At 70.3% G+C, this 13,785-nt stretch carries 13 protein-coding genes; 5 read left to right on the top strand and 8 right to left on the bottom strand.

Annotated elements, in window-relative coordinates; translation table 11 throughout:
• Positions 1-4: 4 nt before the first annotated feature.
• Genes ACIBQ1_RS17865 through ACIBQ1_RS17845 form a run of 5 tightly spaced genes read right to left on the bottom strand, consistent with a single transcriptional unit; the run spans position 5 to position 4,823 of the window.
• Positions 5-1,603 (bottom strand): thiamine pyrophosphate-dependent enzyme, encoded by a 1,599-nt coding sequence (locus ACIBQ1_RS17865; protein WP_397278705.1) that lies wholly within the window; start codon positions 1,601-1,603, stop codon positions 5-7.
• Positions 1,600-2,370 (bottom strand): ABC transporter ATP-binding protein, encoded by a 771-nt coding sequence (locus tag ACIBQ1_RS17860; protein WP_397278703.1) that lies wholly within the window; start codon positions 2,368-2,370, stop codon positions 1,600-1,602. The genes ACIBQ1_RS17865 and ACIBQ1_RS17860 overlap by 4 nt, the downstream gene beginning before the upstream one ends.
• Positions 2,363-3,115 carry an ABC transporter permease gene (locus tag ACIBQ1_RS17855; RefSeq protein WP_397278702.1) on the bottom strand — a complete coding sequence of 251 codons (753 nt, stop codon included), beginning with the start codon at positions 3,113-3,115 and terminating at the stop codon, positions 2,363-2,365. The genes ACIBQ1_RS17860 and ACIBQ1_RS17855 overlap by 8 nt, the downstream gene beginning before the upstream one ends.
• Entirely contained in the window at positions 3,112-3,891 is a 780-nt protein-coding gene (locus tag ACIBQ1_RS17850) for an ABC transporter permease (protein WP_397278700.1), read from the bottom strand. Before ACIBQ1_RS17850 ends, ACIBQ1_RS17855 begins: the two co-directional genes overlap by 4 nt.
• Positions 3,888-4,823: an ABC transporter substrate-binding protein gene (locus ACIBQ1_RS17845; protein ID WP_397278698.1), complete on the bottom strand. Its 936-nt coding sequence runs from the start codon at positions 4,821-4,823 to the stop codon at positions 3,888-3,890. Before ACIBQ1_RS17845 ends, ACIBQ1_RS17850 begins: the two co-directional genes overlap by 4 nt.
• A gap of 101 nt (positions 4,824-4,924) precedes the next feature.
• Here ACIBQ1_RS17845 and ACIBQ1_RS17840 point away from each other — a divergent pair, with 101 nt between their 5' ends.
• A complete protein-coding gene (locus tag ACIBQ1_RS17840) occupies positions 4,925-5,695 on the top strand; it encodes an IclR family transcriptional regulator C-terminal domain-containing protein (RefSeq protein WP_397278696.1) in 771 nt (256 codons plus the stop codon).
• Positions 5,696-5,793: 98 nt separating this feature from the next.
• On the opposite strand, the gene ACIBQ1_RS17835 is transcribed toward ACIBQ1_RS17840, so the two are convergent.
• Together ACIBQ1_RS17835 and ACIBQ1_RS17830 are read right to left on the bottom strand one after the other, a co-directional pair.
• The gene (locus ACIBQ1_RS17835; RefSeq protein ID WP_397278694.1) at positions 5,794-6,654 is read right to left on the bottom strand and encodes a MurR/RpiR family transcriptional regulator; all 861 of its coding nucleotides are present in this window, start codon (positions 6,652-6,654) and stop codon (positions 5,794-5,796) included.
• On the bottom strand, positions 6,651-8,087 hold the full coding sequence (locus ACIBQ1_RS17830) for a glycoside hydrolase family 3 protein (protein WP_397278692.1): 1,437 nt from the start codon (positions 8,085-8,087) through the stop codon (positions 6,651-6,653). The genes ACIBQ1_RS17835 and ACIBQ1_RS17830 overlap by 4 nt, the downstream gene beginning before the upstream one ends.
• A 202-nt stretch (positions 8,088-8,289) precedes the next feature.
• On the opposite strand from ACIBQ1_RS17830, the gene ACIBQ1_RS17825 reads away from it, so the two are divergent.
• Complete coding sequence (locus ACIBQ1_RS17825; RefSeq protein ID WP_397278690.1) at positions 8,290-9,705, top strand: glycoside hydrolase family 10 protein; 1,416 nt, start codon at positions 8,290-8,292, stop codon at positions 9,703-9,705.
• A 223-nt stretch (positions 9,706-9,928) separates the two neighbouring features.
• On the opposite strand, the gene ACIBQ1_RS17820 is transcribed toward ACIBQ1_RS17825, so the two are convergent.
• The gene (locus ACIBQ1_RS17820) at positions 9,929-10,576 is read right to left on the bottom strand and encodes an FHA domain-containing protein (protein WP_355378381.1); all 648 of its coding nucleotides are present in this window, start codon (positions 10,574-10,576) and stop codon (positions 9,929-9,931) included.
• Between the two features lie 181 nt (positions 10,577-10,757).
• Here ACIBQ1_RS17820 and ACIBQ1_RS17815 point away from each other — a divergent pair, with 181 nt between their 5' ends.
• The 3 genes from ACIBQ1_RS17815 to ACIBQ1_RS17805 all read left to right on the top strand — a co-directional run bounded on the left by ACIBQ1_RS17815 (position 10,758) and on the right by ACIBQ1_RS17805 (position 13,594).
• Entirely contained in the window at positions 10,758-11,879 is a 1,122-nt protein-coding gene (locus ACIBQ1_RS17815) for a citrate/2-methylcitrate synthase (RefSeq protein ID WP_397278688.1), read from the top strand.
• A 144-nt stretch (positions 11,880-12,023) separates the two neighbouring features.
• Positions 12,024-12,323 (top strand): DUF3017 domain-containing protein, encoded by a 300-nt coding sequence (locus ACIBQ1_RS17810; protein WP_397278686.1) that lies wholly within the window; start codon positions 12,024-12,026, stop codon positions 12,321-12,323.
• 53 nt (positions 12,324-12,376) lie between these two features.
• Complete coding sequence (locus ACIBQ1_RS17805) at positions 12,377-13,594, top strand: NADP-dependent isocitrate dehydrogenase (protein WP_397278684.1); 1,218 nt, start codon at positions 12,377-12,379, stop codon at positions 13,592-13,594.
• Positions 13,595-13,785 lie beyond the last annotated feature (191 nt).

The following is a 13,785-nucleotide window of genomic DNA, read 5'->3' as shown; positions in this document are numbered from 1 at the left end:
CCTCCTATGGCTGGAAGTCCGGATCCACGGTGACGGTCACGTCGAGCAGCAGGGGCTCCTCGCGGGCCGCGAGCGTCGGCAGCACCTCGTCGAGCGCCGCCGTCAGCTCGTCGTACGAGTCCACCCGCCTGGCGGGGCACCCCAGCGACCTGGCCAGGCCACCCATGTCCACCTCGGTGAACGGCGGCCACGGCGCCTTGCCGCCCTGCTTGTCGGCCAGCCGGTCCATGACCGCGTACCGGCCGTTGGCGAGCACGACGAACAGCGCGCCCACCCGGTAGTGCGCGGCGCTCCAGAGGGCGTGCATGCCGTAGAGGGCCGACCCGTCGCCCACGACGGCGACCACGGGCCGGCGGGGCAGCGCCATCCGCAGGCCCACCGCGGCGGGCACGGCGAACCCGAGGCCGCCCATGGCCGCCGACAGGAAGCCGAGCGGGGTCCTGGCGGGCACGAGCCGGTGCAGGTCGGGGCGGGACGAGGGGGTCTCCTCGATGAGCACGGTGTCGGCGGGCAGCCGCAGCGCCAGCTCGCGCAGCACGTGCGCCGCCCGCAACGGCCGCCCCTCCGCCGGCAGGTCGGGGACATCGGGCAAGGGAACCCGCCCGGAGGCCGGTGACGAGGTGGGTGGCAGGGCGGGCAGCAGGGCGGCCAGCCGGGCGCAGACGGCCGACGGCGAGGCGAGGTAGGCCAGGTCCGCCGGGCTGCGATGCGTCTCGGCCGGGTCGTCCGTGACCACCGCGACCGACGTCCCCGGCGCCACCAGGGGGCCGGGCGCGTACGGGTACTGCCGGAAGACGGGAGCCCCCACCGCGAGCACCACGTCGTGCCCCGCCAGCGCCTCCCGCAGCCGCGCCCGGTCGGCGGGCAGCACCCCAGCGTACTGCGGATGGTCCTGCGGGAACCCGGCCTGTCCCCCGAACGACTCTTGGAACACGGGACACCCGAGCCGCTCGGCCAGCGCGACCAGCGCCTCCCACCCGGCCCCCGCGCCCGCGACGATCGCCGGCGACCTGGCCTCCGACAGCAGCTCCACCAGCGGCGCGAGGTCGTCGTCCGAAACGCCGGCAGGTCGCACCACCCGCGCGGGCGCCGCCGCGGTCTCCCCGGAGAAGGGCGCCTCCCAGTCGTCCATCGGCACCACCACCAGCGCCGGCCCGCGGAAGGTCGTCGCCTCGTGGCAGGCCCGGGCCACCGCCCCGGGCACGTCCTGCGCCCGCACCGGCTGGTCCACCCGCACCGGATAGTCCCCGGCCAGCCCGCTCAGATGCCCGGTCAGGAACGGCTCCAGCGCCAGATGCCGCCGATCCTGCTGCCCGACCAGGATCACCAGCGGCACCCGGTTCACCCGGGCGGTGGCGATGGCCCCCACCGCGTTCCCCAGCCCGGCCGTGGTGTGCAGCACGGCCAGCGCGGGCGCCTCGTGCCCGATCGCCCACCCCGTGGCCATCCCCACCACGGACCCCTCGTGGAGCGCGAGCACGAAACGCAGGTCGTCGGGGAGCCCGGTCAGCAGGGTCACCTCGGTGGAGCCGGGGTTGCCGAAGATCGTGGTCAGCCCGTACCGCCTGAGCACGTCGAACGTGGCGTCCCTGACCGTCGTCACCGCTCGCCCCTGGCCCGCTGGATCTGCCGGTAGACGTGCCCGCGCAACTCCCCGAACCGGGGCAGCGAGCGGGTCGTCAGCTGGTCGCGTTCGGAGGGCAGATCCACCTTCAGGTCCTCCAGGATGACGGTCGGCGACGAGGACAGGACGATGACCCGCTGCCCCAGATAGACGGCCTCATCGACGTCGTGGGTGACGAACAGCGTGGTCACCCCCAGGTCCCGCCACAGCTGCAGGATCAGGTCCTCCAGGTCCGCCCGGGTCTGGGCGTCCACGGCGGCGAACGGCTCGTCCATCAGCAGCACCTGCGGCTCGTACGCCACCGCCCGCGCGATGGCCACCCGCTGCTGCATGCCGCCGGACAGCTGCCACGGATGGGCGTCGGCGGCGTCGCTGAGACCGACCGATTCCAAGGAGTCGGCGACCAGCTCGCGCCGCCGCCCCGCGGGCACCCTCTTCTCCTTCAGCGGCAGCTCGACGTTCTCGCGCACGGTCATCCAGGGGAAGAGGCTGCGCCCGTACTCCTGGAACACCACGGCCATCCGCGGCGGCGGCCCGGTCACGAGCACGTCGTCCACCCGCACCTCGCCCCCGCCGGCCGGCAGCAGCCCCGCGACGCACCTGAGCAGCGTGGTCTTGCCGCACCCCGAAGGGCCCACCACGCACACCAGCTCACCGGCGCCGACGCCGAAGGTGATCGAGCGGATCGCCTCGACGGTGCGGCCGGGGCTCTCGTAGACCTTGCGCAACGAGGAGATCTCAAGCACGGGCGGCTCCACTGCCGTAGTACCAGGACAACACCCGCCGTTCCACGCGGCGGAAGAGCACGGACAGGCCCAGGCCGATCAGCCCGAGCAGCAGGATCCCGCTCCACATCTCGGCGATCTGGAACTGCCGCTGGAACACCAGGATCGTGAATCCCAGCCCGCTGGAGCTGGCGAACATCTCGCTGATGACCATGAGGATGATCCCGATGGACAGCGCCTGCCGGAGCCCGGCCATGATCTGCGGACTGGCGCCGCGCAGCACGAACCGCCGCAGCCTGGCGGCTCCGCGTACGCCGTACATGCGGCAGGTGTCGGCGAGCACCTCGTCCAGCGCCCGTACGCCCTCCACGGTGTTCAGCAGGATCGGCCACAGGCAGCCCGAGACGATGACCAGCACCTTCATGGGGGTGTCGATCCCGGCCAGCAGCATGATCAGCGGCACCAGCACCGGCGGCGGGATGGCCCTGAAGAACTCCAGCACCGGTTCGAGCGTGGCGCGCAGCCGCGGTGACAGCCCGATCAGCACGCCGAGGCCCACGCCCAGCAGCCCCGCGACCACGTAGCCGGCCAGCAGCCGCGCCACGCTCGGCAGCACGTCGTCGACGATCCGCTCGGAGAACCACGTCTCCGCGAACGCCCGCCCCACCAGGCCGGGGCTCGACAGGTAGAACGAGCTCCCGCTGACCGCCCACCAGACCAGCACCAGCGCCGCCGGCAGGGCGAGCAGCCTGACGACCCGCATCATGCGGCCACCTCCGACCGGACGCTCGGATGCCAGGCCAGCACCCGGCGCTCCAGGAGCCGCACGGCCGCGTTCACCCCGATGCCGACCAGCCCGGCCAGCACGATCAGCGCGTACACGGTCGGCACGGCCCCGCTGCTCTGCGCCACCTGGATCTCGGCGCCCAGCCCGGGGCTGCCGATCACCAGCTCGGCCGTCACCGCCAGGATGAACGCCACCGCCGCCGCCAGCCTCAGACCGGTCATGACGTACGGCAGCGCCGTCGGCCACACCAGGTGCCTGACCCTGGACCAGGCCGACAGGCCGTACGACCTGGCGGTGTCGAAGGCCACGGAGTCCACGGCCGCGACGCCGTACAGGACCTGGATGAGGACCTGCCAGAACGACGCGTACACCACGAGCAGGAGCGTCGAGCCGATCGACGGCCCGAACAGCAGCGTCGCCAGCGGCACCAGCGCGACCGACGGGATCGGGCGCAGGAACTCGACGGTGGAGTTCGTCAGCGCGCGCAGGCCCGGCACGATCCCGATGACCATCCCGGCCGCCACCGCCGCGCAGAACGCCAGCGCCAGCCCCAGCACCCAGCCGAGCATGGTCTCGCCGAGCGCGATCCACAGCTCGGGCGTGGCCAGCTCCGCGGCCAGCGTGCCCAGGACGCGCGAGGCGGGCGGCAGGAACCGCTCGTCGACCAGGCCGAGCCGCGGTACGGCCTCCGTCAGCACCAGCAGCCCGCCGAGCCCGGCGAGCCCGTGTCCGAGCCGGCTCAGCGGCCCGGTCACGGCACCAGCGCCGAGACGTCGACCTTCTGCTTGAGCACCCCGTCGGCCAGCGCCAGGTCGGCCACGGTCTGCACGGAGGCCTTGTTGACGTCGACGGGCCACTTCGGCAGGTTGATCTTCGCGATCACGTCAGGCGCGATCTTGGTGTACGTCTTCAGCACCTCTCTGACCTCGTCCGGATGCGCGTCCGCGTACTCCAGCGACTTGCGCATCGCCGCCGTGAACCGCTTGGCCAGGTCGGCGTCGGTCCGGCCCGTGGTGAAGTACATGGCGACGGTGAGGTTGGGGGCGGCGTCGGCGAAGTTCCAGGCCACGGGGCGCGCTCCCTGGCTGATGGCCTGGCTGACGAACGGCTCGACCACCCAGATCGCGTCCACCCGGCCGCTCTGCAGCGCGGCGGGCGCGTCGGGGAACGGCAGCTCCACGAACTCGATGCCGGTGGGGTCGCCTCCCGCGTTGCGCACGGAAGCGCGTACGGTCGTGTCGCCGATGTTCTTGAGCTGGTTGACGGAGATCTTCTTGCCCGCCAGGTCCTTGGCCGTCCTGATCGGGCTGTCCGGTTTGACCAGCACTGCGCTGAAGTCCTTGCCCTGCTGACCGGTGGAGGAGACGCCGTTGGCGACCACCTTGACGTCGAGGCCCTGCTGCTTGGCGGTCAGCAGCGAGGTCGTGTTCGCGAACGCGAACTGGAACTGCCCGCTCACCGCTCCCGACACGGCGGCCGCGCCGCCCTGGACCGGGGTGATCGTGAGGTCGATGTTCTGCTCGGTGAAGAAGCCCTTGGCCTTGCCCAGGTGGATCGGAGCGGTGTCGACGATCGCGATCACTCCGGCGTTGACCTTGTCGGACTGCTTGGCCTGGCCGTCGGTGGCGGGCTGGGTGCCGCCGCAGGCGGCTGCGAGTAAGGCGAGGACGATGAGAGCGCGACGCACGGTGGCTCCTATTTGTTCGCGATGCGCACATGTATTCTCTGACCGAACAACCCCGTATCGCGGAACCTACGCTTCTGACGGCCCATGTCAAGGGGATCACGATGGTTGATCATGTGCAGTCGCTGGCCCGGGGGCTCGCGGTGATCCGGGCGTTCAGCGCCGTCGACCCTGAGCTGACGCTCAGCCAGGTGGCCCGCGCGACCGGCCTCAGCAGGGCCGCGGCCAGGCGCTTCCTGCTCACGCTCGAAGACCTGGGGTACGTGCGCAGCGACGGGCGGCTGTTCTCGCTCACGCCCAGGGTGCTGGAGCTGGGGTACGCGTACCTGTCGAGCCTGTCGCTGCCCGAGGTCGCCGACCCGCACCTGGAACGCCTGGCGGCCGAGGTGCACGAGTCGGCCTCGGTGGCGGTGCTGGACGGGGAGGACGTCGTCTACGTTGCCCGGGTGGCGACGGCCCGGATCATGCGGGTGACGATCAGCATCGGGACCCGGTTCCCCGCGTACTGCACGTCGATGGGGCGGGTCCTGCTGGCCGCCTTCTCGCCGGACGAGCTGGACGCGTACCTGGAGCGGGCCTCGTTGCGCCGCCTCACCTCCCACACGATCGTGCTGCCCGCGGCCTTGCGGGCGGAGCTGGCCAAGGTGCGGGGGCGGGGCTGGGCGATGGTGGACCAGGAGCTGGAGGAGGGGCTGCGCTCGATCGCCGCGCCTATCCGCGACCGTTCGGGGCGGACGGTGGCCGCCGTCAACGTCTCGACCCACGCCAGCCGTACGACCCTGCAGGCGGCCCGCCGCGACCTGCTCCCGCCACTGCTCGCCACGGCCGCCAAGATCGAGGCCGACCTCGCCGCCCTCTCAGCCGCCCGCGCCTGACCCCCTCCCCGGAGGACGCGCCCACCCGGCCGCACCTCCTCGACCGCGGCGCACACCTTCCCCAAGGGACGGCAACCGACGTCGGCGGGGACGGTGAGTCAGCGGTTGCGGTAGCGGTCCGTGGCGTCCCGGGTCGCGCGGATGGCCGCGTCGGACGTGTCGTACGTCCGCTGCGCCAGCCCCACGAAGATGCAGTCCACGATCAGCAACTGGCTGATCCGGCTGGCCAGCGCCCCAGGCCGGAACGCGGTCTCCCGTCCAGCCGACACCAGCGTGTGATCGGCCAGCTCGGCCAGGGACGACCGCGGGTTGTTGGTGATCCCCACGACCAGCGCCCCGGCGTCGGCCGCGGTGCGGGCGGGCACCAGCACGTCGGGCGTCTCGCCGCTGCAGCTGATCGCCACCGCCACGTCACCTTGCCGGAGCAGCGCCGCGCTGGTCAGAGCCAGGTGCGCGTCGCTGAACGGATGGCTGGACAGCCCGATCCGCAGCAGCTTCTGTGACATGTCCGCCGCCACCAGCCCCGAGGCCGCCACCCCGTACACGTCCACCCGTCGCGCCACCGAGATGGCCTTCACCACGTCGCACAGCTCGTCGGGATCGAGCTGCGCGGCCGTGTCGGCCAGCGCCTCCGACTCGGCCCGGGCGACCTTGGCGATCACGTCCGTCAGCGGGTCGTCGGGCGCGAGATCGCCGGGCACCAGCCGCTCCGGCTCCTTGGCCACGGCCGCCGCCAGGGCGAAGCGCATCTGCGAGTATCCCGCGAACCCGAGCGCCCTGGCCGTCCGCACGATGGTCGCCTCGCTCGTCCCGGAGACCGCGCTGAACTCGGTGATCGTGCTGCGCACCACCAGCCCCGGGTCGTCCAGGATGATGCGGGCGATGGACTGCGCCGCCGGGGTGAGCGAGGGCAGGACGGCGCGTACGGCGGCGACCGGGTTCGCTGGTTCGGAGGTCACTGGGTCAGCCATTCTGCCGCCGCCTGCGCGGACACGCGGGAGATCCCATGGGTGGCCAGGTGGACGGCCCCGCCCGGCGGCGCCGGTACGCCGGTGTCCACCACGATCACGTCGGGGCGCATCGCCAGCGCCTTGGTCACCGTCGAGCGCACCCAGTCGTAGCGGGCGGCGTCGTGCACCACCAGCACGACCGGCCGCCCGTCGGCGGCGAGGTCGGGCAGCTCGCCCATGGGTTCGAGCGGCAGCCGGGCCGTGTTCGGCAGCAGGGAGCTGATCGCCGCCGTGATGCCGGTCGGCGTCAAGGGGTCCACGGCCTTGCTGAAGCGGGTGTTGACCTCGACCACCAGCGGAGCCCGGTCGAGCCGGGCGGTGCCGGAGGTGGTCAGCGCCGCCCTGGCCGCCTCCAGTCCCACGCCCTCGTCCACGTCGGTCCGGGCCTTGTCGCGCAGCGGCGCCTGGGCCGCGTACCACTGGGAGAGCGCGAGCACCCGCCCGGCCGCCTCCGCGAGCCGCTCCTCGGGCAGCTCTCCGGCGCGTACGGCGGCCACGATCGCGTCACGCATCCCGTGCAGGCTCTCCTCGGTGGACAGCCCCACGCAGATGGCGTCCACGCCCGCGCTCAGCGCCCGCACCGCGATCTCGCCCGGGGTGAACATGGCGGCCACCGCCTGCATCTCGATCGCGTCGGTGACGAGCATCCCGTCGAAGCCGAGCTCGCCCCTGAGGAGCTCGGTCATGGCGGTACGGCTCAGCGTCGCCGGCATCGACGGATCGAGTGCGGGGACGAGCAGGTGGCCCGACATGATCGAGCGCACCCCGGCGGAGATCGCGGCCCGGAACGGCGGCAGGTCGCGCGAGAAGAGCACCTCGCGCGAGGCGTGCACGGTGGGCAGCGCCAGGTGGGAGTCGGTGACGGTGTCCCCGTGGCCGGGGAAGTGCTTGGCGCACGTGGCCACGCCCGCGCCCTGAACGCCGTTCACGTACGCGACGGTGTGCCGGGAGACCAGGTCGGGCGTGGGGCCGAAGGATCGGATGCCGATGACCGGGTTGGCCGGGTTGGAGTTCACGTCGGCGTCGGGGGCGTAGTTGAGCGTGATGTCCAGCTCGCCGAGCATCCGGCCGATCTGGCGGCCCACGCGCTCGGTGAGCGCCACGTCGTCCACCACGCCCAGGGCCCTGTTGCCGGGGAAGGAGCTGCCGGCCAGGACCTCCAGCCGGGTGACCGCGCCGCCCTCCTCGTCGATCGCGACCACGGTGTCCGGGTTTTCGGCCCGCAGCTGCCGTACAAGCTGTGCGTCAATGACGTTGCGGGCGAACAGGACGATCCCGCCCAGACCCTCGCCCAGCGCGCGTCGCAGCCACTCAGGGACAGATGCCCCCTCGTACCCTGGGTGCAACACTGTCATCGCCAGTCTGGACAGGTCACCGCTCATCGGCATTTTCCTTCACGGTTGTTGATCTGAAGGTAATTTTCTGTCATCGTCGCCTTCGATACAACCACTTTCCGAGAGGCCACCCCCCATGCCGAGCAGACGGACTCTCTTGAAGGGCCTCGCCCTCGCCGCCGCCGCATCAGCCGTTCCGACGCCTGCGTCAGCGCAGGACTACGTACCGCCGTTACGTCAAATGCGCGGCATGTGGATCGCCTCGGTAGTCAACATCAACTGGCCGTCGAAGCCGGGCCTGACCGCCGACGAGCAGAAGGCCGAGTTCGTCGCCTGGCTGGACGTGGCCGTACAGCGCAAGCTGAACTCGGTGTTCGTGCAGATCAGGCCGACCGCGGACGCGTTCTGGCCGTCACCTTACGAGCCCTGGTCACAGTATCTGACCGGAACCCAAGGTCAGGACCCCGGCTACGACCCGCTCGGGTTCGCCGTGGCCGAGACGCACAAGCGTGGCCTGGCCTTCCACGCCTGGTTCAACCCGTACCGCGTCTCGATGCAGGCCGACCCCGCCAAGCTGCACCCCGACCACCCCGGGCGCAAGCATCCCGACTGGATCCTGCCGTTCGGCGGCAAGCTGTACTACAACCCGGGTCTGCCGGAGGTACGGAAGTTCTGCCAGGACGCGATGATGGACGCGGTCACCCGCTACGACATCGACGGCCTGCACTTCGACGACTACTTCTATCCCACGAACACCACGGCTTTCGACGACGGCGCCACCTTCGCCGAGCACGGCGCAGGCTTCCCCGACCTGGCTACCTGGCGGCGCAACAACGTCGACCTCATGGTCCAGGAGATGCAGCAGCGCGTCCTGGCGGCCAAGCCGGAGATCGCGTGGGGGATCAGCCCGTCCGGCATCTGGCGCAACAAGGCCTCCGACCCGCTCGGCTCGGACACCAGCGGCGGCCAGTCGTACGACGGCCTGCACGCCGACACTCGCGGCTGGGTCAAGAAGGGCTGGCTCGACTACATCGCGCCCCAGCTCTACTGGTACATGGGGCAGCCGCCGGCCGACTACTCCAAGCTCGTGCCCTGGTGGTCCGACGTGGCGAGCGGCACGAAGACGCTGCTGTGGATCGGCCAGGCCGCCTACAAGGCGGGCGACCCCGCCCAGGCGGCCCAGTGGCAGGCCCCCGGCGAGCTGTCCGCCCACCTGACGCTCAACCGGGACCACCCCGAGATCGGCGGCGACATCTGGTACAACGCCAACGACGTCAAGGTCGACCGGATCGGCTCCGTCACGACCGCCGTCAACGACCACTACCAGCGGCCCGCGCTGGCCCCCGTGCTGCCCCGGCTGGCGAACGGCGAGCCGCCGCGCAGGCCGGTCCTGGCGTACGCGCTGCGCCGCCCCGGCGGCGGGGTGGAGGTGCGCGCGGTGGCCACCGGCAGGGACGAGCCCTTCCAGTTCGCGATCTTCCGCTTCGGCCGGCCCGCGTCCTCGGGCGCCTTCGCCGACGCCCGCAACCTGGTCGCGGTCGTGCCCGGCGACCGGCAGGTCCGCTGGACGGACGCCGACGGGAAGCGCGGCGACCACTACTACGTGGTCGCGGTGGACCGGGCCAACCGGACCAGCAAGCCGAGCAACGGCTTCAGGGTCATCTGAGCCTGGGAACAGGCGCCCGATGATGCTGAGAGCAAGCTCCTGGATCTGAGAGCAAGCTCCTGACCTGAGAGCAGGCTCCGCCCGCACGCGTCGCCGGCCGGCTCTCTGGCCGGCGACGTGCCCGTTTCCCGTGGTCACGGGCACGCTGACGCTCAGGTTCCGACGCTGCCGGAACCCCTCGCCGAAGCCCCGGTCGCGATCAGGCCCTAAGTGCGCTCCGCCGTCAGGAAGCCCTTCGCCCAGCCGCCGATGGCTGCTCGGCCGGGGCTCCGGTCGACCGCTGTGGTGGCACCACGGGGGTCGGACGGACCAGACCGAGCGCGACGACCTCGTTGGCCAGGCGCGTGCGCCGGTTGGTGCCCTCGGGGATCCTGAACTTCTGGTAGAGCCGCAGCAGATGCTGCTTGACCGCGGCCTCGGTCACGACCAGGTCGTCGGCGATCTCGCGTGCGGTCGCCGGGGCGACGAACGCCTCGTCCGACAGCGCCGGCCTGCAGAGCGAGGTCAGCACGTCGACCTCGCGCCTGGTCAGCTCGGGCGCCGCGGCTCTGCGCAGCTCGACCTCAGGGGTGAAGTCCTCACGGGGGACTCCACCGATGCGACCCCGCGCCGCGCCGAAGGAGACGACGTCGCCGTCGTCCAGGACCCTCCGGGCGATCGGCCTGCCGTTCACCCGCGTGCCGTTCCTGGACAGCCCCAGGTCGACGACGTACAGGTAGGGTCCTCGCCTGACGAACTCGGCATGGAGTCGAGACACGCTGGGATCGGTGAGCCGGATGTCGACCCCACGACCCCTCCCGACCGTCGTGATCTCGGGGCGCAACGGGACCACCTCGCCAGTGTCCTCGATGCGTATGAACGGCCCCTCCACGGCAGTTCCTCCCCAGGTAGCCCGCCGTAACTATTACTACAGCTCCGGCTTACCCAAACGAGGGGATGCGGAATCGCCTTTGCCGAAAGGAGAATCCGGCGTGAAATTGGTCTGGACCTTTGAGGCCGGTTTTGCCTGCTCACGGGTAGACTTCGGACGAAGATAAGCGGAGGAAACACTCATGGCGGACAAGCCCACGAAAGGTCTGGCCGATGTCGTCGCGGCGTCCACAGCGCTGAGCGACATTGACGGAAAGGCCGGCCGGCTCTTCTACCGTGGATACGACATCCACGACCTGGCCGGCCGCGCGACGTTCGAGGAGACCGCACACCTGCTCCAGCGTGGCAAGCTGCCCAACCGGTCCGAGCTCGACGCGTACGTCGACGAGCTGGCGCAGGGCCGGGAGCTGGGCGCACTGGCATCCGCGAACATCGGCGAGATCGCCGAGAAGCAGAAACCGATGGAGGCGCTGCGCAGCCTGGTGTCGCTGGCCGCCGCGGACGACGTGGACAAGGACTCCATCGCCCCCGACGCCAACCTGCGCAAGGCGGCCCGGCTGACCGCGCAGCAGCCGCTGCTGGTCGCCCGCTACCACGCCGCCCGCAGCGGCGGGAGCGTTCCCGAGCCCGACCCGTCGCTCAGCATCGCCGCGAACTTCCTGCACGAGGTCACCGGCCGCGTCCCCGACCCCCGTGAGGTCGAGATCTTCGACGAGTGCCTGGTGCTGCACGCCGACCACACCATGAACGCCTCCACGTTCGCCGCCCGCGTCTGCGCCGCGACCCTCTCGGACATGCACTCCGCGATCGTCGCCGCCATCGGCACCCTCAAGGGCCCGCTGCACGGCGGCGCGAACGAGCAGGTCATGAAGCTGCTGGAGTCGATCCCGCCGGGCCAGGTGGCCCAGGTCGTACGTGACAAGCTCGCGGCCCACGAGAAGATCATGGGGTTCGGCCACCGCGTCTACAAGACCGAGGACCCGCGCGCGACCCATCTGCGCAAGATGTCCGCCGAACTGGCCGAGGCCGGCGGCGACGACACGTACTACCGGATGTCCAAGGAGATGGAGGAGGTCGTCTTCGAGACGAAGGGCCTCTACCCCAACGTCGACTTCTACGCGGCTTCGGTCTACCACTATCTCGGGATCCCGACGGACCTTTTCACGCCCGTCTTCTCGATCAGCCGCATGTCCGGCTGGACCGCCCATGTCATAGAGCAGCACGCAGACAATAGGCTGATCCGGCCTGACAGTGAGTACATCGGTGAGACCGATCAGAAGTGGAAGCCGATAGACGAGCGATGAGCCTGGGCCGGAGAGAGCGAGGCACGATGCCAACGAAGGCCCGTAGCGAATGCGACCATGAGCGGGCGCGATGAGCCTGGGCCGGAGAGAGCGAGGCACGATGCCAACGAAGGCCCGTAGCGAATGCGACCATGAGCAGGTGCGTTGAGCCAACGGACTGAGCGTGAGAGCTGGGGGCCGTACCCGCTGATCCTGGCGGGTGCGGTCATCGGCGTGCTCGTGATCTTTTTCGCGAACCCGCGCTGGGGCGGGTTCGCGCTGGGCGCCGTCATCATGATCGCCGCCGCCCTCCGCTTCGCCGGCTATGGCGGGCAGCTGTCCATCCGCAGCAAGAAGGTCGACGTCATCACGCTGGCCGGGTTCGGGTTCGTGCTGGTCCTGACCTCGCTCCTGCTCTACAACAACGAGCTCAAAGCGTTGATACTGTCCCTTTTCGCCCGATGACCGGACGGTCCGATAGCCTCAACGCATCAATTCATTGAAGGGGAACCATTCGCATGCCCAAGATCAAGGTGGAGGGTCCTGTCGTCGAGCTTGACGGCGACGAGATGACCCGGATCATCTGGCAGTTCATCAAGGACCAGCTGATCCTTCCCTACCTCGACGTCGACCTGAAGTACTACGACCTCGGCATCGAACACCGGGACGCGACGGACGACCAGGTCACCATCGACGCCGCGAACGCCATCAAGAAGCACGGCGTCGGTGTGAAATGCGCCACCATCACCCCGGACGAGGCGCGGGTCGAGGAGTTCGGTCTCAAGAAGATGTGGAAGTCCCCCAACGGGACCATCCGCAACATCCTCGGCGGCGTGATCTTCCGCGAGCCGATCATCATGTCGAACGTGCCGCGCCTCGTCCCCGGCTGGACCAAGCCGATCGTCGTCGGCCGTCACGCGTTCGGCGACCAGTACCGCGCCACCGACCTGAAGATCCCCGGCGAGGGCACGCTGACCCTGACGTACACGCCGAAGGACGGTTCCGAGCCGATCGAGCTCGACGTGTACGACTTCCCCAGCAGCGGCGTCGCGCTGGCGATGTACAACCTGGACGAGTCGATCCGCGACTTCGCCCGCGCCTCGATGCGCTACGGCCTGGCCCGCAACTACCCGGTCTACCTGTCGACGAAGAACACGATCCTCAAGGCCTACGACGGCCGCTTCAAGGACATCTTCGCCGAGGTCTTCGAGACCGAGTTCAAGGCCGAGTTCGAGAAGGCCGGTCTCACGTACGAGCACCGCCTCATCGACGACATGGTCGCCGCGGCGCTGAAGTGGGAGGGCGGCTACGTCTGGGCGGCGAAGAACTACGACGGCGACGTGCAGTCCGACACGGTGGCCCAGGGCTTCGGCTCCCTCGGCCTGATGACCTCGGTCCTGATGACCCCCGACGGCAGGACCGTCGAGGCCGAGGCCGCCCACGGCACCGTGACTCGCCACTACCGCGAGCACCAGAAGGGCAACCCCACCTCCACCAACCCCATCGCCTCGATCTTCGCGTGGACGCGCGGCCTGGCCCACCGGGGCAAGCTCGACAACACCCCCGCCGTGACCGACTTCGCCACCAAGCTGGAGGAGGTCTGCATCGAGACCGTCGAAGGCGGCCAGATGACCAAGGACCTGGCGCTCCTGGTCGGCGGCGACGCCAAGTGGCTCACCACTCAGGACTTCCTGGCGGCGCTGGACGAGAACCTCAAGAAGAAGATGTCCGTCTGATCATCGAATACGGCCTCTGCCTCGTTGTGAGGTGGGGGCCGTTTCGCATTTCTAGATCCATTTGCGGGAATTTCAGCATTCGGGGTATTTAGTGCTCGCATCGGCCATCGGGCCCGTCTTCGACCAGGTCAGCCAGGCGGCGGGCGGGTTGAGGGCGCGCCGTGCACCGGCCCTTCGGGAAATGGCTCGCC

Origin of the sequence: Nonomuraea sp. NPDC050153 (assembly GCF_044460125.1) — a bacterium.
Taxonomy (GTDB): Bacteria; Actinomycetota; Actinomycetes; order Streptosporangiales; family Streptosporangiaceae; genus Nonomuraea.
Note: the sequence above shows the minus strand (reverse complement) of the source record. Positions and strands in the feature narration are given on the sequence as shown.